Annotated in this window: 19 protein-coding genes; 7 read left to right on the forward strand and 12 right to left on the reverse strand. The window is 67.6% G+C overall.

Features of this window, described 5'->3' with window-relative positions:
• The first annotated feature begins 32 nt into the window (after positions 1–32).
• Positions 33–1,121 carry a redox-regulated ATPase YchF gene (gene ychF, locus CGZ88_RS01200; RefSeq protein ID WP_101670897.1) on the forward strand — a complete coding sequence of 363 codons (1,089 nt, stop codon included), beginning with the start codon at positions 33–35 and terminating at the stop codon, positions 1,119–1,121.
• Between the two features lie 92 nt (positions 1,122–1,213).
• On the opposite strand, the gene CGZ88_RS01205 is transcribed toward ychF, so the two are convergent.
• The 3 genes from CGZ88_RS01205 to CGZ88_RS01215 all read right to left on the reverse strand — a co-directional run bounded on the left by CGZ88_RS01205 (position 1,214) and on the right by CGZ88_RS01215 (position 3,339).
• Positions 1,214–1,570: a cupin domain-containing protein gene (locus CGZ88_RS01205; protein ID WP_026645043.1), complete on the reverse strand. Its 357-nt coding sequence runs from the start codon at positions 1,568–1,570 to the stop codon at positions 1,214–1,216.
• Positions 1,571–1,772: 202 nt separating this feature from the next.
• Positions 1,773–2,087 carry a hypothetical protein gene (locus CGZ88_RS01210; RefSeq protein ID WP_231371425.1) on the reverse strand — a complete coding sequence of 105 codons (315 nt, stop codon included), beginning with the start codon at positions 2,085–2,087 and terminating at the stop codon, positions 1,773–1,775.
• A gap of 172 nt (positions 2,088–2,259) precedes the next feature.
• A complete protein-coding gene (locus tag CGZ88_RS01215; RefSeq protein WP_051198582.1) occupies positions 2,260–3,339 on the reverse strand; it encodes an alpha/beta hydrolase in 1,080 nt (359 codons plus the stop codon).
• 166 nt (positions 3,340–3,505) lie between these two features.
• On the opposite strand from CGZ88_RS01215, the gene CGZ88_RS01220 reads away from it, so the two are divergent.
• From CGZ88_RS01220 to CGZ88_RS01230, 3 genes are all read left to right on the forward strand, one after another.
• Positions 3,506–4,630: a YeiH family protein gene (locus CGZ88_RS01220; protein ID WP_026645040.1), complete on the forward strand. Its 1,125-nt coding sequence runs from the start codon at positions 3,506–3,508 to the stop codon at positions 4,628–4,630.
• Between the two features lie 263 nt (positions 4,631–4,893).
• A complete protein-coding gene (locus CGZ88_RS01225) occupies positions 4,894–6,276 on the forward strand; it encodes a uracil-xanthine permease family protein (RefSeq protein ID WP_423734403.1) in 1,383 nt (460 codons plus the stop codon).
• Between the two features lie 255 nt (positions 6,277–6,531).
• Positions 6,532–8,322 carry a DEAD/DEAH box helicase gene (locus CGZ88_RS01230; RefSeq protein ID WP_081664085.1) on the forward strand — a complete coding sequence of 597 codons (1,791 nt, stop codon included), beginning with the start codon at positions 6,532–6,534 and terminating at the stop codon, positions 8,320–8,322.
• A 151-nt stretch (positions 8,323–8,473) separates the two neighbouring features.
• On the opposite strand, the gene CGZ88_RS01235 is transcribed toward CGZ88_RS01230, so the two are convergent.
• Entirely contained in the window at positions 8,474–9,283 is an 810-nt protein-coding gene (locus CGZ88_RS01235; protein WP_026645038.1) for an SDR family NAD(P)-dependent oxidoreductase, read from the reverse strand.
• A 240-nt stretch (positions 9,284–9,523) separates the two neighbouring features.
• Here CGZ88_RS01235 and CGZ88_RS01240 point away from each other — a divergent pair, with 240 nt between their 5' ends.
• Positions 9,524–12,379, forward strand: coding sequence for a heavy metal translocating P-type ATPase (locus tag CGZ88_RS01240; protein WP_101670898.1), 2,856 nt, complete (start codon positions 9,524–9,526; stop codon positions 12,377–12,379).
• A 115-nt stretch (positions 12,380–12,494) separates the two neighbouring features.
• Here CGZ88_RS01240 and brnQ read toward each other — a convergent pair whose 3' ends face one another.
• The gene (gene brnQ, locus CGZ88_RS01245; protein ID WP_101670899.1) at positions 12,495–13,955 is read right to left on the reverse strand and encodes a branched-chain amino acid transport system II carrier protein; all 1,461 of its coding nucleotides are present in this window, start codon (positions 13,953–13,955) and stop codon (positions 12,495–12,497) included.
• A 432-nt stretch (positions 13,956–14,387) separates the two neighbouring features.
• Between brnQ and CGZ88_RS01250 the strand changes: the two genes are divergently transcribed.
• Both CGZ88_RS01250 and gndA read left to right on the forward strand, forming a co-directional pair.
• Positions 14,388–15,074 (forward strand): Type 1 glutamine amidotransferase-like domain-containing protein, encoded by a 687-nt coding sequence (locus CGZ88_RS01250; RefSeq protein ID WP_101670900.1) that lies wholly within the window; start codon positions 14,388–14,390, stop codon positions 15,072–15,074.
• Between the two features lie 124 nt (positions 15,075–15,198).
• The gene (gene gndA / locus CGZ88_RS01255) at positions 15,199–16,656 is read left to right on the forward strand and encodes an NADP-dependent phosphogluconate dehydrogenase (RefSeq protein WP_101670901.1); all 1,458 of its coding nucleotides are present in this window, start codon (positions 15,199–15,201) and stop codon (positions 16,654–16,656) included.
• 128 nt (positions 16,657–16,784) lie between these two features.
• On the opposite strand, the gene pgl is transcribed toward gndA, so the two are convergent.
• From pgl to CGZ88_RS01290, 7 genes are all read right to left on the reverse strand, one after another.
• A complete protein-coding gene (gene pgl / locus CGZ88_RS01260; protein ID WP_101671104.1) occupies positions 16,785–17,585 on the reverse strand; it encodes a 6-phosphogluconolactonase in 801 nt (266 codons plus the stop codon).
• Between the two features lie 13 nt (positions 17,586–17,598).
• Positions 17,599–18,564 carry a glucose-6-phosphate dehydrogenase assembly protein OpcA gene (locus tag CGZ88_RS01265; protein WP_101670902.1) on the reverse strand — a complete coding sequence of 322 codons (966 nt, stop codon included), beginning with the start codon at positions 18,562–18,564 and terminating at the stop codon, positions 17,599–17,601.
• Positions 18,561–20,129, reverse strand: coding sequence for a glucose-6-phosphate dehydrogenase (zwf, locus tag CGZ88_RS01270; RefSeq protein WP_423734392.1), 1,569 nt, complete (start codon positions 20,127–20,129; stop codon positions 18,561–18,563). The genes CGZ88_RS01265 and zwf overlap by 4 nt, the downstream gene beginning before the upstream one ends.
• A 70-nt stretch (positions 20,130–20,199) precedes the next feature.
• Positions 20,200–20,568 (reverse strand): hypothetical protein, encoded by a 369-nt coding sequence (locus CGZ88_RS01275; RefSeq protein ID WP_101670904.1) that lies wholly within the window; start codon positions 20,566–20,568, stop codon positions 20,200–20,202.
• Positions 20,565–22,628, reverse strand: a complete 2,064-nt coding sequence (gene feoB, locus CGZ88_RS01280) for a ferrous iron transport protein B (RefSeq protein ID WP_423734393.1) — start codon at positions 22,626–22,628, stop codon at positions 20,565–20,567. Before feoB ends, CGZ88_RS01275 begins: the two co-directional genes overlap by 4 nt.
• A gap of 158 nt (positions 22,629–22,786) precedes the next feature.
• Positions 22,787–23,077 carry a FeoA family protein gene (locus tag CGZ88_RS01285; RefSeq protein ID WP_243390027.1) on the reverse strand — a complete coding sequence of 97 codons (291 nt, stop codon included), beginning with the start codon at positions 23,075–23,077 and terminating at the stop codon, positions 22,787–22,789.
• Between the two features lie 178 nt (positions 23,078–23,255).
• A complete protein-coding gene (locus tag CGZ88_RS01290) occupies positions 23,256–24,701 on the reverse strand; it encodes an aspartate ammonia-lyase (protein WP_101671107.1) in 1,446 nt (481 codons plus the stop codon).
• Between the last annotated feature and the right edge of the window lie 22 nt (positions 24,702–24,723).

The raw sequence follows: 24,723 nt of genomic DNA on the forward strand, positions 1-24,723 counted from the left end.
CGTTGACGAGCCGCAACGCTACAGTGGGCGGTATGTCTCTTACCATCGGAATCGTCGGACTGCCGAACGTCGGCAAGTCCACCATGTTCAATGCCCTCACCCGCAACAACGTGCTCGCCGAGAACTACCCCTTCGCGACGATCGAGCCGAACACCGGCATCGTGCCGCTGCCCGACGACCGCCTGCCGGTGCTCGCCAAGCTCGTGCACACCGAGAAGATCGTGCCGGCGACCGTCACCTTCGTCGACATCGCCGGCATCGTCAAGGGCGCATCGGAAGGCGAGGGACTGGGCAACAAGTTCCTCGCGAACATCCGCGAGGCGGACGCGATCTGCGAGGTCGTGCGCGCCTTCGAGGACGACGACATCGTCCATGTCAACGGACACATCGACCCGGCCGACGACATCGACACGATCAACACCGAGCTGATCCTCGCCGACCTGCAGACGATCGACAACGCGCTGCCGAAGCTCGAGAAGGACCTGCGCGGCAGGAAGATCGAGCCGGCATACATGGAGGCCGTCAAGCAGGCGAAGACGATCCTCGAGTCGGGACGCACGATCGACCAGGCGGCGCAGGCCGGCGAGATCGACAAGGACGACCTGTACGACCTGCATCTGCTCACCGCCAAGCCGTTCATCTACGTGTTCAACGTCGACGACACCGAGCTGATGAACGACGAGTTCAAGAAGAAGCTCGCCGATTCGGTCGCGCCGGCACCGGCGATTTTCCTCAACGCGCAGTTCGAGGCCGAGCTCACCGAGCTCGACGAGGCAGACGCCCGCGAGATGCTCGAGGACGCCGGGCTCAAGGAATCGGGTCTCGACCAGCTCGCGCGAGTCGGCTTCGATATCCTCGGCCTGCAGACCTTCCTGACGGCGGGTGAGAAGGAGGTGCGCGCCTGGCAGATCCACAAGGGCTGGGCCGCGCCGCAGGCCGCAGGCGTCATCCACACCGATTTCGAGAAGGGCTTCATCAAGGCCGAGGTCGTCTCCTACGACGACTTCGTGGCCGCCGATGGCTCGATGCCGAAGATCAAGGAGGAAGGCAAACTTCGCCTCGAAGGCAAGGACTACGTGATGCAGGACGGCGACATCGTCGAATTCAAGTTCAACGTCTGAGCGAGCGTAGCGCCATCATACGAAAACGGCGGCATTCCAACGGTTCGTGGGTTGCGAACCATACGGAATCCGCCGTTTTCGCGTCTTTCGTTTCAGCCGTCGATGGCGTCGTGGGCGCGCGCGGCTGTGACCATCGTCAGCATCATGACCGACGGTTCGAGCGCCCGGACCATGTGCGGCAGACGCGTGGGGAGGTAGATGAGGTCGCCGGGGACGGCCTCGCGCTCCTCGTCGCCGCCCCTGACGAGCAGGCGTCCGCTGAGCGGCTGCACGAACACCGGCATCGCCGCCGTATGCTCGCTCAGCTCCTGACCTGCGTCGAAGGAGAACAGCACAACGTTGCCGCCCTCGGTGCGCATGAGGGTGCGCGACACCGTCGCCTCCGGCTGGACGCTCACCATCCGCGCGACGTCGTCAAGCACCTGCATCCGTGTTTCATCATCGGTCATCGTCATCGCTCCTTGCCCGTGTATCATGTCCGCCTGGTGCCGCCGCGCCGCCCGGCCTGCCCGCCGGTCGCGGTCGCGACGCATGACCACAGTGTAGCGTCGCGACCGTGACGCGCAAAGGCCCCGCGCATCGCTCAATGCGAAACGCGGGGCCGTGGTGCCGGATACGCGCAGACGGGCGGAGCGTCTGCGCGCGGCGTGATCACTCGGCCTGCTCGCCGCCGGCTTTGAGGCCGGTGCCGTCGCCGCTGGGCGCCTGCTGCGGCGGGAAGGGGTTGACCGGCTCGGCGGGCTGCGGCGTCTCGTTCGACTTTGATCCTTCGCGCTTGGCGGCCTGCTTGGCCGCGTCGCCCTTCGCGCAGCCGCAGCCGCATCCCGAGGTCTCGCCGGCCGCGTTCGCGCTGCCCCGGAAGTCGAGGTCGCCGTCCGAGGAGGCGCCCGGCGTCGCCCCGCCGTCCGTTGCGCCGGTGTTCATGTTGTCCGAATTGATGTTGGTGTTGGTTGTTGCAGTAGTCATGTCGGCTGCCTTTCTGTTCGTTGTCTCCCACTGTACGGGGCGTACATATGAGGGGCGTGTGCGAATGCTGCCAATATCATGGGGATGCGTTCAGGAGATCATCAGTCTTCGCGGTGTGCGATCAATCGAACCATGACATGGAGGGCGACATGTCATGGTTCGGCCGTTGCGCTTATCGAGAGAGCCGGTACGCGAACCGCTGCATGCGCGCAAGCACCTGCTCGCTCTCCTCGAGCCAGGTCATGCACACCGGGAACACATGGCCGAGCGTGCGCGTGGATGGCACCTTCTCGTCATGCAGTTCGAAATCGCAGCCGTGAACGGACAGCGAGGTCGCCAATGCGAGCGTTTCGGCCTCGATGAAATCGTCGCTGCTCGTCTGCAGGTAGAGCGGGGGCAGCGGGCACCGGGAGACGAGGGCGGCGGGGGACAGGAAGGGCTGCGCCGCGTCCAGTCCGGCGAAGAAACGGGCGCCCAGCGTAGCGGTCAGGCGTTCGCGCATCGGGGAGGCGCCCGTGACGTCGTAGACGCCGCTGATGAGCGCGCCGCCCGCGATCGGCAGCTCCGACGGCCGGGGAGCGCCGAAGGCCTGTGCGGCGTCGGCATCGCGTTCGATCGCCATCGTCAGCAGTGCGAGGCATGCGCCCGCCGAATCGCCCGTGAGGAACACGGCGTCGGGGTTGACCGGGAACCGGTCGAGATTCGCCCGGATCCAGCGCAGCGCGTCCTGGATGTCGGCGAGCTGGCCGCGCAGGTCGGTCTGCGGCGCCGGACGGTAGTTGAGGGAGAATACAGCGAAGCCCAGAGCCGCCAGATGCGTGCAGAAGTTGCGGTTGAGCTCCTTGTACCCGTAGCAGAAGCCTCCGCCGTGGACGTCGATGTACACCGGCAGCGTCGCACCGCCGCTAACGATTGCAGCATGGGGCAGATAGAGGTCGAGTAGATGGCCGCGGACCTGACCGTGGGCGCGGTCGTAGCCGCCGTCGGCGCGGTAGGGCACGTCGGCGATCACGTCGACCGATTCGGGATCGTGCCAGTAGGCCGCGCGCGGATAGTCGAACTCGGCCGTGTCGAGTCGTAAACGGCGGATTTTCGCGGCCTGTTCGGCGCCCACGGAACGCAGATCGTCGTCGATCTCGGTCCAGTAGCGTGCTATCGGCGCGATCGCGCAGTCGAGGTCGTCGCGTTCCATCGTCAGGGTGTCCAGGTCGGGGCATGTGAGCGAATAGGGCGTTGACATCGTATTCATCATGTTTGTCCTTTCCCTGCGTTCGGGCATACGTCTTTCATTATCGCACAGTTTCGGCGATTTTCCAACGTTTTGCGGCCCAAGAGCCCGTGCTCGCCGCCATGGGGGCCCATTCGCTGACGACGCAATCGGCGGATTCTGGGGTGTGGGCGGGGTACTACTGGGAGACATGAAAGAATTCTGTGAGAAATGGGGGAAGCGCATTGCCACCAAGGAGATGTTGCTCATCGTCATCGTCACGCTCGCGGCCACCGTCGTCGGCATGTGGGCGGCGCAGTTCCCGGGTCTGCAGATCCTCGGCGCGCTCATCATCGCGCTGTTGATCGGCATGGTCGTCCAGTTCCCGATTCGCGCGTGGTACACGAAGAACGATCCGCAGCGTCAGGCGCGTGTCAAGGACGCGGCCGGACTCATTGCGAACAAGTTCCTTCGTCTGGGCATCATCCTGCTCGGTTTTAAGCTCAATCTGCAGCTGCTGTTCACGACGGGCGCGAAGTGCCTGCCGCTCGCCGTCGTCATCGTCACCGTCACCGTGCTGCTCACCTACGGCATCTGCCGCTGGATGGGCGTCGATCCGCTGATGGCCATCCTCGTGGCCTGCGGCACCGGCATCTGCGGTGCGGCTGCCGTCATGGGCGTCTCCGGTTCGATCAAGGTCTCCCCCAAGCGTGAGGAGGAGAAGGAGAACGACGAGGTCACCGCAATCGCGATCGTCGCGATCATGGGCACGATCTTCGCGCTGCTCGAGATCGCGCTGCTGCCGCTCTTCGGCCTCACGCAGGCCCAGGAGGGCTTCGTCGCCGGCGGCTCGCTGCATGAGATCGCGCACGCGGTCGCCGCGGGCGAGGGCCTCGACGATCCGCAGCTCGCCGCGCAGCAGGGCGTCGTCGACGCCGCGACGATGGCGAACATCATCAAGCTGTCGCGTGTGCTCATGCTCGTCTTCGTCGCGATCATCGTCGCGGTGTGGTGGGACAAGAAGCACAGCGAGGTCCCGTCGGACGGCGGCAAGCGCAAGGTCGCCTTCCCGTGGTTCATGCTCGGTTTCATCGCGACGGCCGCAATCGGCACGCTCATGCTCAAGGCGTGGCCGGCCACCACCGGTTTCGTCAACGTGCTCGGCAACGACGTCGCGAAGATCTTCCTCGGCATGGCGATGGCCGCCTTGGGCATCAACGTCAACTTCAAGGCGCTCAAGAAGGGCGTCAAGCCCTTCGTCGCCTCGCTCATCGCGTCGATCGTCCTCGTCGCGCTGTGCATCGGCCTCGCGCTGCTGTTCTTCCCCGCGAAGTGACGGCCGGCTGACCGACCGCCCTAGCCGTCTTCACCACGCGTCGCCCGCGTCCCGTTTCCCGGGGCGCGGGCGACGCCGTTTTTCCGTCCCACGCGAAGAGCCGCGCCCCGTGTCGGACGGTTATGACGCCGCATCGTCTGTTCGTGACATGGGGGTCCTACAATGACGATGGCGTCCGCGCGGGACCCTGCGCCGCCGCGTGCCGCCGAGAGCAGTCCTGAGAAGTCAAGGAGACCTTTATGACCAACCTTTCGATGGCGGGCATGTTCCACTGGAAACTGCACGGCAACGGCAAGACGCTCGGCCCCGGCGAGGTCGTCGAGCCGAACGAGCGCCTCACCTGGCCCCGCACGATCGAGATCGGTGCACAGCACGTCGTGGCGATGTTCGGCGCCACGTTCCTCGTGCCGATCCTGACGCATTTCGACCCCTCCACGACGCTGTTCTTCACGGCGTTCTCGACGGCGCTGTTCCTGCTCATCAACAAGAACATCCTGCCGTCCTACCTCGGTTCCTCCTTCGGCTTCATCGCCCCGATCACGGCCGTCTACAGCGCCGGCAAGGGCATCGCCGTCGCCAGCTTCGGCATCCTGTGCACAGGTCTGTTGCTCGCGCTCATCGGCGTGGCGGTGCAAGTGGCTGGCGCCGTGTGGATCGACCGCATCATGCCGCCGGTCGTCAACGGCGCAATCGTCGCGATCATCGGTTTCAACCTCGCGCCGACCGTGTGGACGAACTTCCAGACCGCGCCGGATACGGCGCTTGTCACGCTGTTCGCCGTCGTCCTCGTCGCCGTGCTGTTCAAGGGGCTGCTCGGCCGCCTCAACATCCTCATCGGCGTCCTCATCGGCTACGCGTACGCGTGCGTGCGCGGCCAGGTCGACTTCGCGGCGATTGAAAGCGCCGCATGGGTCGGCTTCCCGCGCTTCCACCTGCCGCACGTCGATTTCTCGGTGCTGCCGATGTTCCTGCCGGTCGTCCTCGTGCTCATCGCCGAGAACGTCGGCCACGTCAAATCGGTCGCCGCGATGACCGGCCACGACTACGACAACCAGATCGGCACCGCGCTCATCGCCGACGGCCTGGGCACGACGGTCGCCGGCTTCGGCGGCGGCTCCGGCACGACGACCTACGGCGAGAACATCGGCGTCATGGCCGCGACGAAGGTGTATTCGACGGCGGCCTACTGGTGCGCCGCCGGCTTCGCGTTCATCCTGTCGTTGTGCCCGAAGTTCGGCGAGGTCATCAACTCAATTCCCGCCGGCGTCCTCGGCGGTGTCACGACGCTGCTGTACGGCATGATCGGCATGATCGGCGTGCAGATCTGGGTCGACAACAAGGTCGATTTCAGCAAGCCGCTCAACATCATGACGGCCTCGATCGTCATGATCATCGGCATCGCCAACTTCCAGTTCGCGATCTCGGATGTGCAGTTCAACGGCATCGCGATCGGCTCAATCGCCGTGCTCGTGCTCTACCACGGCCTCAAGGCGATCGGCCGGGCGACCGGCGCGATTCCGAAGACGCCGTCCGCCGACGACGCCGCGCCGTCCTCGGCACCTGCGGGCGACGACGAGGCGGCGCAGTGGACGTCCCTGAAGGACGGGACGAGTCCGCAACGGTCTTCCGACTTGACCGTCAGGTAAGGTGTTCGATCCGGAAACGGCGTGGGGCCGCGCGACGTCATTTGCGACGTCGCGCGGCCCCACGCCGTTTCCGGCGCTCAGCGTCGGCGCGCCCCGAAGGTATCCCACGGGGCGTGTAGCGGGGTGCCGCTAGACTGTTTGAGTTTGCGCACCCTGCGCCGACATCTGACTAGGAAGGCCACCGTGCCCGCTTCACCTGTTTTATCCGATATCAAGCATCCCGAATCCGTCTTCGACGCCGACGAACAGGATGCCATGACCTTCGCCGAGCTCGGCGTCGACGGCCCGATCGTGCATCTGCTGGCCGACGAGGGCAAACGCACCGCGTTCCCGATCCAGCAGGACACGCTGCCCGATTCGCTCGCCGGCCGCGACGTGCTCGGCCGCGGCCGCACCGGCTCAGGCAAGACGCTCGCGTTCGCGATACCGCTCGTCACGCGCGTCGCCACGTCCTTCGACGACGACCGCGAGCACGGCCGCCGCGAACCGCGCGGCGCCAAGCCGCATCCGCGCGGCCTCGTGCTTGCGCCGACGCGCGAGCTCGCCAACCAGATCAACGACGTCGTCGCGCCGCTCGCCGCGCTGTACGGGATGACGACGACGACCGTCTACGGCGGTGTGCGCTACGCGCGGCAGTTCAGAGACCTCAACGACGGCGCGCAGATCGTCGTCGCCTGCCCGGGTCGTCTCGAGGATCTCATCGAGCAGGGCGCGCTCACGCTCGATGACGTGCGCGTCGTCGTCCTCGATGAAGCCGACGAGATGGCCGACATGGGCTTCCTGCCGCCGATCAAGCGACTGCTCGCGCAGATTCCGCGCGACGCGCAGCATATGCTGTTCTCGGCGACGCTCGACCACGGCGTCGACGCCGTCGTCGACGAGTTCCTCGACGATCCGAAGGTGCACAGCGTCGATGAGGCGACCGATCACGCCGACCTGATGACGCATCATGTGTTCCTGACGACGAAGGCCGATAAGAACGAGCTCGTGCGCACGCTCGCGGGCGGCAAGGGCCGGCGCATCCTGTTCACGCGCACGAAGTTCCAGGCGAAGAAGCTTGCGAAGGCGCTCACGCAGCAGGGCATTCCGGCCGCGGAGCTGCACGGCAACCTCAGCCAGAACCAGCGCGACCGCAATCTGCAGGCCTTCGAATCGGGGGCGACGAACGTGCTCGTCGCGACCGACGTCGCCGCGCGCGGCATTGACGTCAGCGGCGTCGAACTCGTCATTCAGGTCGATCCGCCGGACGATCCCAAGTCGTTCCTGCATCGCTCGGGACGTACGGCGCGCGCAGGCAAGGCCGGCGACGTCGTCACGATCATCACGCCGGACCAGAAGCGCTACGTGCGCGGGCTGCTGCACCGCGCAGGACTGGCGATCAAGCCGATCGAGGTCCGTCCGGATTCGCCGCAGGTCGCCGAACTCGTCGGTGAGACGGCGCCGCTCGTCGAAGGCTGGGAGTTGCCCGAGCTTGAACGCCGCCGCACCTCGCGTCCCCGCGGACGCAAGTCCGAACGCCGCGAGGCGCGTCAGTCGCGCAGCGCGAAGGCCCGGCGCAACCAGAACCGCACCCGCGAGCGCAACCGCGAGCTGCAGCGGCAGATCGACGATGAACGCCGCGAATTCGCGCAGCGTTTCCTCGGCGACGTGCACAGCGTGCGCGGCGAGGAGACGGACGGCGCCGCGTCGGCCTCCCGCGACGCGAAGCCGCGCCGCGACCGCCGTCAGGACGATCGCCGTCGTGAGGAGCGGCGTCGTGATGATCGACGTGAGGACCGTCATGACGATCGCCGCGAGCGCAGCCGTCATGACGACGAGCGTCGCGGCGGCAAACGTATCCACCGTCGCGAACAGCGCATCGTGCGTGACGAGCGCGGCGAGGACGCCAAGCGGCAGGAACGCCGCGAGGAGGCGCGCCGCGCTCGTCGCTACGAGAACGCCGATCAGGCGAAGGCGGCCAAGCGCGGAGGGTCGAAGCACCGCAACGGCGCCACGAGGAAGCGCGCCAATGGCAAGCGTCGTTCGACGCCGTTCCGCACGCGCTGAGCGCACGGCCACTGATTGACGGCCACTGATTGATGAGGGGCGCTCATCCGCAGGATTGTTCCGCGGATGGACGCCCCTCGTCTCGTCAGTATTGTGTTGGATGTGGTATTGATTGTGTTGGATGTGGTATTGCGTTGAATATGCGCGCCGTTCAGCGACGGTCGTCGTCGGTCTGGCACGCCGGATCGCCGCCGTTGAGCTTCGCGGCGAGGGCGGCGGCGAGCACGCGCGGGACGAGACGCACGCCGAAGGACGTCATCTTCGCGAGCGCGCCCTGATAGGCGAGCGTGCTGCCGGCCTGCATCTTCGCGTAGGCGAAGGCGGCGGTGCGTTCGGGCGTCGACGGCTTGAACAGCGGCAGCGTGTAGAAGTTCTTGCCCTTCATGTGCGCGGCCGCCTCGAAGCCGGTGGTCACCGGCCCGGGGCATACCGTCGTCACCGTCACGCCGGTGCTGCGCAGCTCGTAGGAGACGGCCTCGCCGAGCGAGCGCACGAAGGCCTTCGTCGCGTAGTACATCGCCATGTAGGGGCCGGGCGTCGTCGCCGCGACGGACGCGATGTTGAGGATGCGTCCGTGACCGCGTGCGCGCATGTCGGCGCCGAACAGGCGCATGAGTTCGGCGAGCGCGACCATATTCACTTGCATCATCGCGCGCATGCGTTCCTCGTCCATGTCGAGGAAGGCGCTCCAGTCGCCGAATCCGGCGTCGTTGATAAGCGTGTCGACGACGATGCCGCGTTCGCGTGCGAAGCGGTGCAGGCGTTGCGCGGCGCCCGGATGCGCCAGATCGATCGTGACGGCGACGACGTGCGCGTCGAGGTCGTGTTCGAGCGTCGTCTTGAGCACGGCAAGCTTGTCCGCGTCGCGCCCGGTGATGACGAGGTCGTCGTCGTGCTGCGCGCACAGCAGCGCGAGTTCCCTGCCGATGCCTCCGGTGGCCCCTGTGATCAGTGTCGTCATGATCGTCCTTCCCGCTCGTGCGGGCGCGCCGTGTGTCGTCGCGCCGTGTGTCGCCGCCCACTGTAGCCCATCCGGGCTGCGGGCGGCGCATGTTCAGCTCGGCGCGCGACGCGCCAGCGCGTGCCGTTTTCGGAATAGGGCGCGCGCCGCCCGCGTTGACCTTCGTGGGCGGACGCCCCCCACCTCTAGGCGCCCGTGGCATTGGTTTTTCAACCATTGGTTTTCAACAAGGAGCGGTCAATGGCTACAGCAGGCATCATCGTCGCGGCGGTGGCGCTCAGCGCGCTGCTGCTGTGGTACTTCTTCGCGCCGCGCCGCGCCGCGCGCGCAAGCGGCGGCGACGACGGCGTACAGCATGTGCGCATCGAGGTCAAGGGCGGCTACGACCCGGCCGAGGTCATTGTGCGCGCCGGCGTGCCGACGCTCATCGACTTCGACCGGCGCGAGGGCGGCGAATGCTCGTCGCATGTCGTCTTCTCCGACCTCGGCATCGACCTCGCGCTGCCGGCGAACGAACACACCGAACTGCGGCTGCCGGCGTTGCCGGCGGGGGAGTACCCCTTCGCCTGCGGCATGAACATGCTCCATGGCATGCTGCGCGTCGAAGGCGAAGGTGAGGGCGACGGCGTCGCGGCCGTGGCCGGCGCGCCGGCCACCGTGGACGAAAGCGACGACGTGCTGCGCGGCCGCCAGCAGGCCGAGGATCTCGACCGCGCCCACGAGATCCGCACGTTGACCCAGCGTCTCGTCGTCGCCGTCGTGTTCACGGTGCCGCTGCTGTTCGTCGCGATGCTGCCGATGATCCCGGCCGTCGACGCGTGGATGCGCGCGACGGCGCCGTGGATGCTCAGCCCGTGGCTGCAGCTCGTGCTGACGTTGCCGGTCATGTGCTACTGCGGATGGCCGGTGCGCCGCACCGGATGGCTCGCGATCGCGCACCGCGCGCCGGAGATGAACTCGCTCGTCACGCTCGGAACGATCGCCGCGTTCGGCTACAGCCTCGTCGTCACGCTGTGGCCGCAGCTGCTGCCGCCCGCCGCACGCGCGCCGTACTACGAGGCCGTCGGCACGATTATCACGCTGATGATCCTCGGCCAGCTGCTCGAAGCGAAGGCGCGCGCCGGCACCGGCGACGCGATCCGCGAACTCATTGGCCTGCGCCCCGACACGGCGACCGTCATCCGCGACGGTCGTGCGGTGAGCGTGGCGACTTCGGACATCGTCGTCGGCGACATCGTCGAGGCGCACCCCGGCGAGCGCCTGCCCGTCGACGGCGTCGTCGTGTCCGGATCGAGCGCCGTCGACGAGTCGATGATCACCGGCGAATCGCTGCCGGTCGCCAAGACGGTCGGCGATCCGGTCATCGGCGCGACGATGAACACGACCGGCGCGCTGCGCTACCGCGCGACGCGCGTCGGCGCCGACACGACGCTGTCCGGCATCATCCGCCTTGTGCGCGCCGCGCAGACCTCGAAGGCGCCGATCCAGCGTATGGCGGACAAGGTCGCCGGCGTGTTCGTGCCGGCCGTCGTCCTCATCGCGATCTGGACCTTCGTCGTCTGGTGGTGTGTCGGCGTGCCGCTGCGCGGCCTGTACGGCCTGATCTGCGCGATCTGCGTGCTCGTCATCGCCTGCCCGTGCGCCCTCGGACTGGCCACGCCGCTGTCGATCACGACGGCCACCGGACGCGGCGCGCGCCACGGCGTGCTCTACCGCAACGCGGAGGCGCTCGAGACAGCCGCGAAGATCGACGTCGTCGTCTTCGACAAGACCGGCACGATCACGCGCGGCGAACCTCATGTCGTGCGCATCGCCGCCCTCGGCGCCGACGGCGCCTTCGACGCGGAGATCGACGACGCGACGCTCGCCGCGATCGCCGCCGCCGAAGCGAAATCGGAGCATCCGCTCGCGCACGCCGTCGTCGAGGCCGCCCATGCGCGCCACCTCGACATCCCCGAATGCCTGACCTTCGTCGCCGTGCCCGGAGGCGGCGTGCGCGCCGACGTGGACGGCCGCGACGTCGTCGTCGGCGCCGACCGTTTCGTCGAGGACGCCGTCGGCGCCGACGGGCTCGAGCAGGCGCGTGAGACGATGCGCCTGATCGCGCAGGACGGCGCGACGCCGGTCATCGCCGCCGTCGACGGCCGCATCGTCGCCGTGTTCGCGATCCGCGACACAATCAAGGACGACGCGCGCGCCGCCGTCGGCGCGCTGCGTGCGCGCGGCATCGGCGTCGTCATGCTCACCGGCGACAACCGTCTGACGGCCGACGCAATCGCGCGCGAGGCCGGCATCGCGCACACGATCGCCGACGTGCGCCCCGAGGACAAGGAATCGGTCATCCTCGCGCTGCAGCGGCAGGGGCGGCATGTGGCGATGGTCGGCGACGGCATCAACGACGCGCCCGCGCTCGCCCGTGCCGACCTTGGCATGGCGATGGGCACCGGCACCGACGTCGCGATCGAATCGGCCGATGTCACGCTGATGAACGGGTCGCTCACGTCGGTCGTCACCGCGCTCGACCTCGCGCATGCGACGATGCGCAACATCCGCCAGAACCTCGGATTCGCGCTCGGCTACAACGGTCTGGGCATCCCGGTGGCCGCCGGCGTGCTCTACCCGATCTGGCACGTGCTGCTCAACCCGATGATCGCCGGCGCGGCGATGGCGTTCTCGTCGCTGTCGGTCATGCTCAACGCGAACAGGCTGCACCGTTTCACCCCCGGCCGCGCGCACCGCTACACGATGCACGCTGCGCCCATCGATGAATCGACGCTCGAGCCGGTGCGCGGCGCCGTATGCCGTGTGCACAATGGGGACGGCACCCGCAAGGGAGACGACAACAAGGACACTGCAACGAAAGGACATGCGATGGCAGACGAAACCGCCGAGGAGATTCTCGAGGACGCGATCGACGAACAGCTCAGGCAGGAGGAGGCGGACGCCGAGGACGTCATCGACCCGGTGTGCGGCATGACGGTCGACCCGAAGACCGCCGCGGCCAAGCGCGTGTGGCACGGCCGCACGATTTACTTCTGCAATCCGCACTGCGTCGAGGTCTTCGACTCGAACCCGTCGAACTACGTGGACGACTGATCGACACGCAGTCACCGCGAAGTGGCACTCAGTAGTCACAGACGACGAACGCGCCGTGGCAATGACCGGACATGTCGGCCGCCCCACGGCGCGTTCGTCGTCTTCGGTCCCTTGTTCAGGCGCGCCGACGGCGACGCACAAGCGAGACGATCACGCCGATGACCACGCCGAGCGCCGACGGCACGAGCCAGCCGAGCGCCAGATCGTTGAGCGGCAGCCATCCGCATGCCGTCTCGAGCCACGTCCAGCGTCCGCCGAATGCGGCGACGAGGCCGACGACGCCGTTGGCGACGCTGTCGATCGCCGTGAGCAGCACCGTCCAGAAGTAGACGGCCGGGAAACGGCTCGTGAAGACGGAGTCGAACAGCGACAGCACGACGAGGACGATCGCGATCGGATAGAGCGCCGCAAGCACCGGCACCGACAGGTTGATGATTGCGCTCAGGCCGATGTTCGCGATGACGAGCGCGACGAGCGCGAACACGAGCGTCCAAGCGCGGTAGGAGAGCGCACGCGGGAACTGCTTGTGGAAATACGACGAGCAGGTGGAGATGAGTCCCGCGCATACGTTGAAGCAGGCGACGACGAAGATGACGCCGACGAAGACGGTGCCGGCGTGGCCGAAGACCTGCTCGGTGAGGTTCGTGAGCACCGTCGCGCCGGTGTCCGTCGCGCCGTCGATGCCACGGTAGGAGCCGGAGACGGCGCCGACGAAGCCGAGCATTGCGTAGATGACGACGAGCATGACGCCGGTGGACAGACCGCCGAGGGCGGTCTCGCGACGGTTGCCGCGCTCGTCGCGCACGCCCATTGCGTCGATGTTCGCCGAGATGACGATGCCGAAGTACAGGCCGGCGAGCAGATCCATCGTCTGGTAGCCGTCGAGGAAGCCCTGCATGAGCTGGTCGTGCGCGTACGGGCCGCTCGGCGCGGCGAAGGGCGGATGGTGCACGCACAGGCACGTGACGAACAGGACGGCGATCATGATGAGCAGCAGCGGACCCATGATCTTGCCGAGCACCTGCGACAGGCGGTCGGGACGCTGCGCGACGAGCCACGCGAGCGCGAAGAACATGATCGAATAGATCAGCCGGGCGCCGCCGAGCCCTTCGCCGGCAAAGGGGGCGACGGCCATCTCGAAGGACGTCGACGCGGTGCGCGGGATCGCGAACAGCGGGCCGATCGTGAGCATGATCGCCACGCCAAGCACGAGCGCGAAGCGCGGCGACACGCGTGCGCTGAGGTTGGAGAAGCCGCCGGCGCGCGCGACGACGATGACGCCGAGGATCGGCAGGCCGACGGCGGAGAGGACGAAGCCGAGCATGCCGGGCGCCGTGCGATCGCCGGCGAGCGCGCCCAGATACGGCGGGAAGATGAGGTTGCCGGCGCCGAAGAACATTGAGAAGAACGTGACGCCGACGATGACGCGCTGACGGGTCGTCAGCCGCGGCTCGCGCGCACCCGGCAGCCGTGCGCCGTCGGCTTGCTCGACGTGTTCGGCGATGTCCTGCGCGACCTCGATCGCGTTTTCAGCGGCCGGATCGTCACCGGTCGCGCTCGCGCCGTCGGGCGTCATCGGACGGACGGACGTCGTGGAATGAGAGGACGTCGCCGGAGAAGACGTCGCGGGATGGGAAGCGGGATGGGAATGGGAGTCCGGTGCGCGCATGACGTCGGATCGCCTCCAGAACGGGTAGGGGAATGAACAGGGCTACTCGCGGCCGACTGCAGCCGGCAATCGCCGACGCGGCACGGCCCGCGGTCACTGCACAGTATAGAGGCCGCACGGTGTGCCGGCCCCGCGGCGCCGCGCTCACGGCGAACAGGCGCGCCCCCGCGCCGCGCTCCTACACTGGAAATCGATTCGGCACAAGGAAAGTCGGGCAAACGCAACAGTCGATCTGACGCAACAGTCGATCTGACACAGCACAGTCGGACAAACACAGCACAGCCGGACAGACGTAAACATACAAGGAAATACAAGGAATCGGTCAGGGAAAGGCGGCACATGGGACGGGTGACGGATGTGGGGACGGGCGCGCGGCTGCTGTTCGCGTCGTCGGCGGTGGGGCTGCTGCCGCTCATGCGCCGCGTGTTCGCCCTGCGCGACGGCGCCATCATCGGCTTCGTCCCGAACGCGAGCTTCGCCGAACCCTACGGCTTCGCGAACCGGATGGCGGCGCCGTGGTGGCGCGCGCACGGCCTGAAGGTGCGCTGCGTCGACCTGAACGGGCGGCGCGCGCGGGTGGCCGCGATGCTGCGCGGCTGCGACCTGCTGTATCTGTGCGGCGGCAACAGCTTCCATCTGATGCGCTGCCTGCGCGCTGCCGGCGTCGTGCCGCTCATCCGCGATCTCGTCGCCTCGGGCGTGCCGTATGTGGGCGAATCGGCCGGCGCGGTCGTCGCGGCCCCGGACATCGACTACATCGCGCCGATGGACGTGCGCCGCGAGCCGGCGGCGACGCTGCACGCGGCGAGACGCGCCTCTTCGCCGACGCGGGGGCTCACGCTGACCGATGTGCACGTCGTGCCCCATGTTGGCGGGCGTATGCTCGGCGCGGCAGCGCGAGACATCCTGCGCCTGCACGCCGGCGAGCCGAGCTACGTGCCGCTGCGCAACGACGAGGCGCTGGTCGTCGAGGACGGCCGGATGTGCCGCGTCGGCACGGGCTCGCGCATCGCGCGGCTGCTGTAGCCGCCGCGCGAGGCTGCGCCGGTGGCGAGACATCGGTGGGATCAGGAGGCGCGGCGGCGCGGTGCGTTAGACTTGAGTGCGGTATCGTCACATCCACATCGTCACCAGCAATGGAGGAACGCATATGAGCGCAGAAGCAAACGTCGGCGTCGTCGGACTTGCCGCGATGGGCGCAAGCCTGGCACGCAACCTCGCACGCCACGGCAACCGGGTCGCCGTCTACAACAGGCACTATGCCCGCACCGAGCATCTCATCGACAACTACGGTGACGAGGGGCAGTTCTATCCGGCGAAAACCGTCAAGGAGTTCGTCGACCTGCTCGAGAAGCCCCGCACTGCAATCATCATGGTCAAGGCCGGCGTGGCGACCGACGCCGTCATCGACGAGCTCGCCGAGTACATGGAACCGGGCGACATCATCGTCGACGGCGGCAACTCGTACTTCAAGGACACGATCCGCCGCGAGAAGGAACTGCGCGCCAAGGGCCTGCACTTCGTCGGCATGGGCGTCTCCGGCGGCGAGGAGGGCGCGCTGCTCGGCCCGTCGATGATGCCCGGCGGCTCCGACGCGTCGTGGGAGCGCCTCAAGCCGATCCTCGAATCGATCGCCGCGAAGGCCGATGACGGCGAACCCTGCGTCATGCACGTCGGCGAAAACGGCGCCGGCCACTTCGTCAAGATGGTGCACAACGGCATCGAATATGCGGACATGCAGCTCATCGCCGAAAGCTATGACATTATGCGCCGGGGCCTGGGCATGACCCCCGACGAGATCGGCGACGTCTTCGAGGCGTGGAACGGCACCGACCTCGACTCCTATCTCATCGAAATCACGGCCGAGGTGCTGCACAAGAAGGATCCGCAGACCGGCAAGCCGCTCGTCGACGTCATCTACGACCATGCGGGTATGAAGGGCACTGGCACGTGGACCGTGCAGACGGCGCTCGAGCTCGGCGTGCCGGTCACCGGCATCGCCGAAGCCGTGTTCGCCCGCGGGCTGTCCGACCAGACGGCGCTGCGTGAGAAGGCGCAGGCCGATCCGTTCCGCGGCCCCGACGGCCATATCGAGCTCGGCGTCGAGACGCGCGAGGCCTTCATCGAACGCGTCCGCCAGGCGCTCTACGCGTCGAAGATTGTCGCCTACGCGCAGGGCTTCAACGAGATCTCGCGCGCCGCCGAGACCTATGGCTGGGACATCGACATGGCGCATCTGGCGCGCATTTGGCGCGCCGGCTGCATCATCCGCGCGAAGTTCCTCGACCGCATCTCCGAGGCCTTCGAGGACGGCGCCGCCGACGTCTCGCTGCTGTTCGCCCCCTACTTCAAGCAGGGCATCGAGGCCAGCGAGTCCGATTGGCGCCACGTCGTGGCCACGGCGGCCGAGGTCGGCCTGCCGGCACCGGTCTTCTCCTCCTCGCTCGCGTATTTCGACGGCCTGCGCGCCAAGCGTCTGCCGGCCGCGCTCATCCAGGGCCAGCGCGACCTGTTCGGCGCCCACACCTACCAGCGTGTGGACCAGCCGGGCGCATGGCACATCCTGTGGGCCGAACCTGACCAGAAGGAAGTGAAGATGGCCGACTGATCCGGCCCGTGCGGAATACGACGGATGCAGTGAAGGGCGCGGACCTCGCGATGAGGTCGGCGCCCTTCCTAATATATTCCACTGGAGAATACGCTCGCCATCTTCCGAAGACGGAAAACAGCGAATGTTCAGTCGTGCAGCCGCGCCGTCGATGCCTCGTCGCCGATCCACAGCAGCTGCCTGCGCGCGTCGGCGAAGGAGGCCGGCCAATGCGGGTTGCGCCTGCCGGTGAAGGTGTGCATCATCGCGTCGGCCTTCGCCGCGCGCGAGCCGCAGATCCACAGATAATCGGTCCTGGCGATCATCGGCACCGTGAAGGTCAGGCGCGTCGGCGGCGGCTTGGGGGAGTCGTCGACGCCGGCGACGAGGAGGTCCGTTTTGTCGACGAGAAGCTCCTTGTGATCGGGGAACAGCGACGCGAAATGGCCGTCGGGGCCGACGCCGAACATCATGATGTCCATCGCCGCAGCCTGGCCGAGCTCGCCGACGAGCTCGGACTGGTAGACGGCGGCCGCGTGCCGCAGCGCCTCGCGTGTCTGTTCCTCGCTCGCGTTCTCGCGTTCGCTTGCGCTGCGCGTATCGGCGGGCATCGCGTGGATCTGCGCGTCGCTCATGCGCCCGTCGGCGACAAGACGGTCGAACAATGCGGCGCGCGCCTGCTTCTCGTTGCGTTCGTCGCTGTCGGCGGGCACGAAGCGTTCATCGCCCCACCAGATGTGCACGCGCCGCCAGTCGACGACGTCGAGCAGCGGCGAGGCGCCGATCGCCTCGAGGATCGTCGTGCCGTCGGTGCCGCCGGTCACGGCGACGTCGACGCGGTCGCGGTCGGGAAGGCCGAGCACCTCGTTCATCGTCAGCAGCGTGCGCGCGGCGACCGCCTCGGCGAACAGACGCTGGTCGGGATAGGTGATGAGTTCGCGTTCGATCATCATGCGTCCTCCTTCATCGCTGCGACTGCGCGCCGTCTGGGTGGATGCGACGCCAGCCGTCGGTGATGACGCGCGCGTAGATCTCGTCGGGGTAGAGACGGCCGAGCTCCTCGCTCAGGCAGTCGCCGAGCGAACGCATCGGCAGCGGGATCGTCTGCGGCGATTGTTCGGGCACGCTGATCGTGACGATGTCGTCATGGTCGTGGCAGCGCACGAGGCTGAGCACGCCGCCGTCCTCGCGCGTCAGGCTCACCGCGCAGATCGCCGTCGCGTCGTCATCGGTCTCGATTGACACGGGGATGTCGAGGCTGACGGCGAGCCATGCGGCGAGCAGGTCCTTGGGCAGGTAGTCGCCTTCGCCGACGACGTTCGCGGCCGTGATGCGCATGTGCGGCGGCTGGTCGAGCATCGCCGCGAGCAGCGCGCGCCAACGCGTCAGCCTCGTCCACGACATGTCGACGTTCTTCGGCGAACGGTTGCGTCGCAGATCCTCGATCGTGCGCATCGGGTTGCCCGAACGCATCGCGTCGGTGATGCGCGACTGCGCCATCGCGCCGACGAGGTCCTTCGACGGGTTGGCGGGCGCCTCGGTCGGCCACCACGCCACAATCGGCGCGTCCGGCACGAGCAGTGGCGTGACAAGCGTGTCGAGATGGTGGATGAGGCCGCCGCGCGGACGCAGCACGATGACCTCGCCGGCGCCCGCGTCGGCGCCGATGCGCACTTCGGCGTCGAGGTAGGTGCGGTCGGTCGTCTCCTCGGTCATGCGCCGTGTGCTCGGCGCGACCGCGATGACGCGGCACGGATGGTCGCGGCTCGCCTCGTTCGCGAGCGTGAGCGTGTTCTCGAGGTGGTCCTCGTCGGTGACGATGAGCAGCGTGAGCACGCGGCCGAGCGCGACCTCGCCGCGTTCCTCGTGCAGTTCGTCGATCTTGTTCGAGATCTCATTGGTCTCGGTGTCCCGCATCGTAATGATCATGGCATCCTCCAACGGTGTCCGTCGCGTGCAAGCATCTCCACGGCTTCCTGCGGCCCCCACGTACCGGCGCGGTAGGGCTGCGGCTGGCCGAGCGTCGACCAGAAGTCCTCGATCGGGTCGAGGATGCGCCACGACAGGTCGACCTCCTTCGTCGTCGGGAACAGCGGCGGGTCGCCGAGCAGCACGTCGAGGATGAGGCGTTCGTAGGCCTCGGGGGAGGATTCGGTGAACGAACGGCCGTAGCTGAAGTCCATTGACACGTCACGCACCTCCATCGACGTGACGCCCGGCACCTTCGAGCCGAAGCGGATCGTGACGCCCTCGTAGGGCTGCACGCGGATGACGAGCGCGTTCTTGCCGAGCTCCTGCGTCGCCGTCGATTCGAAAGGCAGGTGCGGGGCGCGCTTGAAGACGAGCGCAATCTCGGTGACGCGCCTGCCGAGGCGTTTGCCGGTGCGCAGGTAGAAGGGGACGCCGGCCCAGCGGCGCGTGTCGATGTCGAGACGGATCGCTGCGTAGGTCTCGGTCGTCGAATCGGGGTCGATGCCCTTCTCCTCGAGGTAGCCGCACACCGGCTCCGAACCCTGCCAGCCGGCCGAATACTGGCCGCGCGCGGTGTGGGCGGCCAGGTCGCGCGGCAGCCGCACGGCGGAGAGCACCTTCGTCTTCTCGGCCATCAGGTCGCGCGCCGAGAACGAGACGGGCTCCTCCATCGCCGTGAGCGCCATCAGCTGCAGCAGATGGTTCTGGATGACGTCCCTCGCCGCGCCGATGCCGTCGTAGTAGCCGGCACGTCCGGCCACACCGATGTCCTCGGCCATCGTGATCTGCACGTGGTCGACGTAGTTCGCGTTCCAGATCGGCTCGTACATCGTGTTCGCAAACCGCAGCGCGAGCAGGTTCTGCACCGTCTCCTTGCCCAGATAGTGATCGATGCGGAACACCGAATCGGGGTCGAAGACCTCGGAGATGACCTCGTCGAGCTGCTGGGCGCTAGCCAGATCGTGGCCGAAGGGCTTTTCGATGATGACGCGTCGCCACGCGTCCTCGCCGGACTTCGCCAGACCGCAGTTCGCCAGCTGGCGCGCCACGATTGGGAAGTCGCGCGGCGGCACCGACATGTAGAACGCGTGGTTACCGCGCGTGCCGCGGTCACGGTCGAGTTCGGCGACGGTGTCGCTCAGCCGGGCGAAGGCGTCCGGATCCTCGAAGGTGCCGCGCACGAAGCGGATGCCGCGGGCGAGCTGCTCCCAGGTCGCGTCGTTGAACTGTGTGCGGCAGTGCGCCTGCACGTTCTCCTTGACGAAGTCACGGAAATGGTCCTCGGTCCAGTCGCGCCGCGCGAAGCCGGTCAGGCCGAAGCTCGGCGGCAGCAGGCCGCGGTTTGCGAGGTCATAGATGGCCGGCAGCAGCTTCTTGCGCGACAGGTCGCCGGTCACGCCGAAGATCACGATGCTGCATGGTCCTGCGATGCGGGGAAGGCGCAGATCCATGGGATCCCTCAACGGGTTGACCCATTCGAGCGGCGCCGCCCCCTGTCCTGTTGTCTGTGTCATGTCTGCCATCCTAACGCCGGCCGCGTCCCTGTCCGCGCACCGGTGCCCGTTTTTCCACGCTCGGGGCAATGGATGTGGCCTATGCATCCGATCGCATGCGCGCCCTGATGCGTGCGGCGATCGAACGGGCCGCGCCGGCCGCGGCTGGCCGCAGCGGGCAGCTTGCGCAGACGATCGAATCGGGGGAGGGTTCGCACACGCCGATTGAGCAGCCCGCCGTCAGTTCGACGACGTCGATCATGCCGCGCGTGCGCGCATGTTCGACGATCTGTTCGACGAAGTCGCGCGGCAGGCCGCGTTCGGCGGCGCAGCGCGCGACGCTTTTGCCGGTCTTGAGATCAGCGACGACGTCGGCGACGACATGCGTGCGCGCGCCCTGCTTGCGTCTGTCGTCCGCACGTCGCCGATCGCGCGCGTCGGCGGCCCCGGTGCGCCTGAAGCCGCTCACAGCAGCCACCTGAGCGTCTGGAACGCGACGACGGCGAGGATGTAGGCGACGACGAGGCCGAGTCCGATCGACTGCATCGCGATGCGCGTCGAATACTGCCGTCTGAGTTCGGCGACCGTCGCCAGGCACGGCGTGTACGCGAGCGTGAACAGCATGAACGCAATCGCGGCGGCGCGCCCGTGGCCGTGCGAGCTTTCGTCGAAGGAGGCGCGCATCGCGGCGCCAAGCGAGCCTTCGCCCTGCTGCTGCTCGTCCTCGTCGCCGGTGTCGATGTTGTAGGACTGCGCCATCGACGCGACGACGACCTCCTTGGCGACGAATCCGGTCATCAGCGCCGCCGAGGCATGCCAGTCGTCGAAGCCGGCGGGTGCGAAGACCGGGGCGACGCGGTCGGCGACGACGCCGTAGACGGAATCATGCACGTCATCGACCTTCGCGAAGGAGCCGGCCGTGGCCGTCGCCGGGATCGCCTGCAGCAGCCACATGACGACGAGCATCGAGACGATGATCGAGCTCGCGCCGCGCACGAACCCCCACAGCCGCATGAGCACGCCGCGCGCGAGCGTCACGAGGCGCGGCACCTGATAGGGCGGCAGGCTCATCGCGAAGGGTTCGGAACGCATGTCGGCGAAACGCACGCGCCGCAGCAGGACGCCGACGAGCAGGATGAGCACGATCGAGCACACGTACATCAGAAAGACGACGAGACCGGCCTGCTCGCGGAAGAACGCGTAGGCGAGCACAAGGTAGACGCTCAGGCGCGCCGTGCAGCTCGAGAACGGCACGAGCATGCCGACGAGGACGCGTTGACGCGAATCAGGCAGCGTGCGCGTGGCGGCGAGCGCCGGCAGGTTGCAGCCGAAGCCGATGACGATCGGCAGGAATGCGCGGCCGTCGAGGCCCATGCAGCGCATCGTGCGGTCCATGACGAAGGCGGCGCGCGCGAGGTATCCGGAATCCTCGAGCAAGCTCAGCAGGATGAACATGATGCCCATCGGCGGAATGAACGTGCCGATCGTGACGATGCCGTCGACGATGCCGTCGACGACGAGCGAATGGAACCACGAATCGGCGGCGCCGGGGCCGAAGAGCGCGAAGAGCCAGTCGACGCCGGAGACGAGCCAGCCGCGCACGGTGCCGTCGATCCAGTCCTGCGCGGGGCCGGCGAGCGTCGTCGTCGCCTCGAACACGCCGAGCATGAGCAGCAGGAAGGCGACAACGCCGAACACCGGGTTGAGCAGCACGCGGTCGATGCGGTCGGAGACGGTGACGCGATCGCGCGCATGCATGTCGAGCTGTGCGAGCACGTCGGCGGCCCAGTCGAAGCGCGCATCAGCGCCGCCCTCGACCCAGTCGCGCACGTCGACGTCGCCGACATGCACCTGCGTCAGGCCGTGCGGCATCGGCGTGCCGGACAGATGCACGCCGACGGCGTCCATCAGCGCCGCCGCGCCGGCGCCGGTGCGTCCGTTGACCTCGACGACCGGCACGCCGTCGAGCGCGCGCGACAGCTGGGCCGGGTCGACGCGCGCGCCCTGCCGGGCGGCGAGATCGTTCATCGTCAGCGCGACGACGGTCGGGTGCCCCAGTTCGAGGACCGTGGCGAGGAAGTAGAGCGCGCGCGAGATGTTCGTCGCGTCGACGACGGTGACGACCATGTCCGGCTCGCCGTCGCCGCCCAGTCCCATGACCGCCTTCGCAGCAACCTCCTCGTCCGGCGAGAGCGGCAGCAGCGAATAGGTGCCCGGCGTGTCGATGAGGTCCCAGCGCGCGCCGTCGTGCGTGTAGACACCCTCTTCGAGCAGCACCGTCGTGCCGGGCGCGTTCATGACGCGCGTCTTCGCGCCGAGGATCGCGTTGAACAACGACGACTTGCCGACGTTCGGGTTGCCAATGAAGACGATGCGCGGCATGCCGTCGTGCGCCACGCGCCGGCCGCCGACGTCGCAGCAGGGGCGTGCGCTGTGCGAAGATGCGCCGTCCGCGTCGCCTTTGTCGTGGTGGCGCGGGGGCAGCAGCGCGGCCAGTCCGCGCCGATGGTCGTGACGGTCTGTGTTCATGATCGGTCCTTGGCAGTGGAGGGGAAGGGAAGCGGGCATCGGGGGAGACATCGATGGATGAATCAGTGGATAAATCGATGTCGATGAACAAGATGAATGTTCGGGCATCGGTGAGGCAAACGATGGCGAACGCGGAACAAGGAAGCGGCCCGCGCGCGTCAATCGGCCGCGGGCGTGACGGCGATGAGCGAGGCGGTGCGTCCGTCGAGCGCGATGCGTTCGGTGCCCTTCGCGACGACGCGGCCGCCGAAGCTCGCGCGCTGCACGACGCGGATGACGGTGCCGGCGCGCAGCCCGAGCTCGAGCATGCGGAAACGGTGGCGTTCATCGACGCCGATAGCCGTGATCGCCATGTCCGCGTCCATCGGGCAGTTCTCGACGGTCAGGCTGGTGTCGGCCGGTTCCGTGGCGGCCGACTTCTTGGAGGTCGGTGGGGAAGAGGTGTCCATATCCGCACATTGTTATGGCGATCGTGGGGAAAGTCAATAGTTTTCTGGCAAAAAAGGCGGCAGAAGGATGAAAGAAGGACGAAAAACACCCACGAAACACGTTGAGGGACCCGCATGGCGGCGACGGTCATGCGGGCCCCTCGCAGACAGCAACACAGTCGGAGCGGGACGGATGGCGTCAGCGCTCGCCGGACGTGCGGCAGGTCTGCCCGAGGCCGCGGCTGAGCGCGACGACGTCGAGCAGACGGTCGATCTCGCCGTCCGGCAGGTCGGTGTGCTCCCTGGCCGCCTCACGCACCGTGATGCCCTCGGCCATCGCGTCCTTCGCGAGCCCCATCGCACGCTCGTAGCCGACCGCGTCGTTGAGCGCCGCCGCGATCGACGGCGACTGCTCGGCGTGCAGACGTCCGCGTTCGACGTTGACGCGGATGCCGTCGACGCATTTCGTGCGGAACATGTCCATCGCGTTGATCGCGAGCGTCATGCCGGTGAGGATCTCGTGGATGATCACCGGATCGAAGGCGTTGAGCTGCAGCTGGCCTTCGGCGGCCGCCCAGTTGACGGTCACATCCATGCCGAAGATGACGAAGCAGCACTGGTCGACGCATTCGGGGATGACCGGGTTCACCTTGCCCGGCATGATCGACGAACCCGCCTGACGCGCCGGCACCTTGAGGTCCTCGAAGCCGCAGCGCGGGCCCGAGTTGAGCAGCCGCAGGTCGTCGGCGGCCTTCTTCAGATGAATCGCGAGGTTCTTCAGACAGGCGCTCGCGGCGATGTAGGCGCTCATGTCGGTGACCGAGGCGACCGGATCGGTCGCGGCGTGCACCGGCAGTCCGGTCAGCCGTGCGAGCGTACGCGTCGCCCGTTCGCGGAAACGCAGGTCCGCGCACACGCCGGTGCCGATCGCCGTCGCGCCGAGGTTGAGGTCGCACAGCTGGTCGACGAGCGCATCCATCGCCTGCAGGTCGAACTTGAGGAACGACGCCCAGGCGTGGAACTCCTGGCCGAAGGTCATCGGGACGGCGTCCTGCAGCTGCGTGCGTCCGATCGTCACATCGTCGGCGTGGCGGTCGGCCAGCGCGTGGAACGCGTCGCGCAGGCGCCGCGCGGCGGCGGCGAGCGGCGTCAGGCCGCCGCAGATCGCGAGCTTGCAGGCGGCCGGGTAGGTGTCGTTCGTCGACTGCGAACGGTTGACGTCGTCGTTGGGATGGATGTACGCGTAGTCGCCGCGCGGACGCCCGCAGATCTCGAGCGCGCGGTTGGCGATGACCTCGTTCATGTTCATGTTCAGGCTCGTGCCGGCGCCGCCCTGCAGCACGTCGACGGGGAACTGGTCGGCGAGTGCGCCGTCCTCGATCTCCTCGCAGGCCTGTTCGATCGCCTTCGCCTTGCGCGCGTCGAGCAGCCCGAGCTCCGCGTTCGCGATCGCGCAGGCGCGCTTGACGATGGCGTAGGCGCGGATGAGCGCTTCGTGCGCGGAGTCGGGGATGCCGCTGACCGTGAAGTTCTCGAGCGCGCGCTGCGTGTGGATGCCCCAGTACACGCCTTCGGGCACTTTGAGCTCGCCGATGCAGTCGTGCTCGACGCGCGTCGGCACCTCCCGCGCGGCCGTCGCACCCATGTCCTTGCCGGCTCCGTCGTTG

It is taken from the genome of Bifidobacterium anseris (assembly GCF_002860345.1).
Classification (GTDB): domain Bacteria; phylum Actinomycetota; class Actinomycetes; order Actinomycetales; family Bifidobacteriaceae; genus Bifidobacterium; species Bifidobacterium anseris.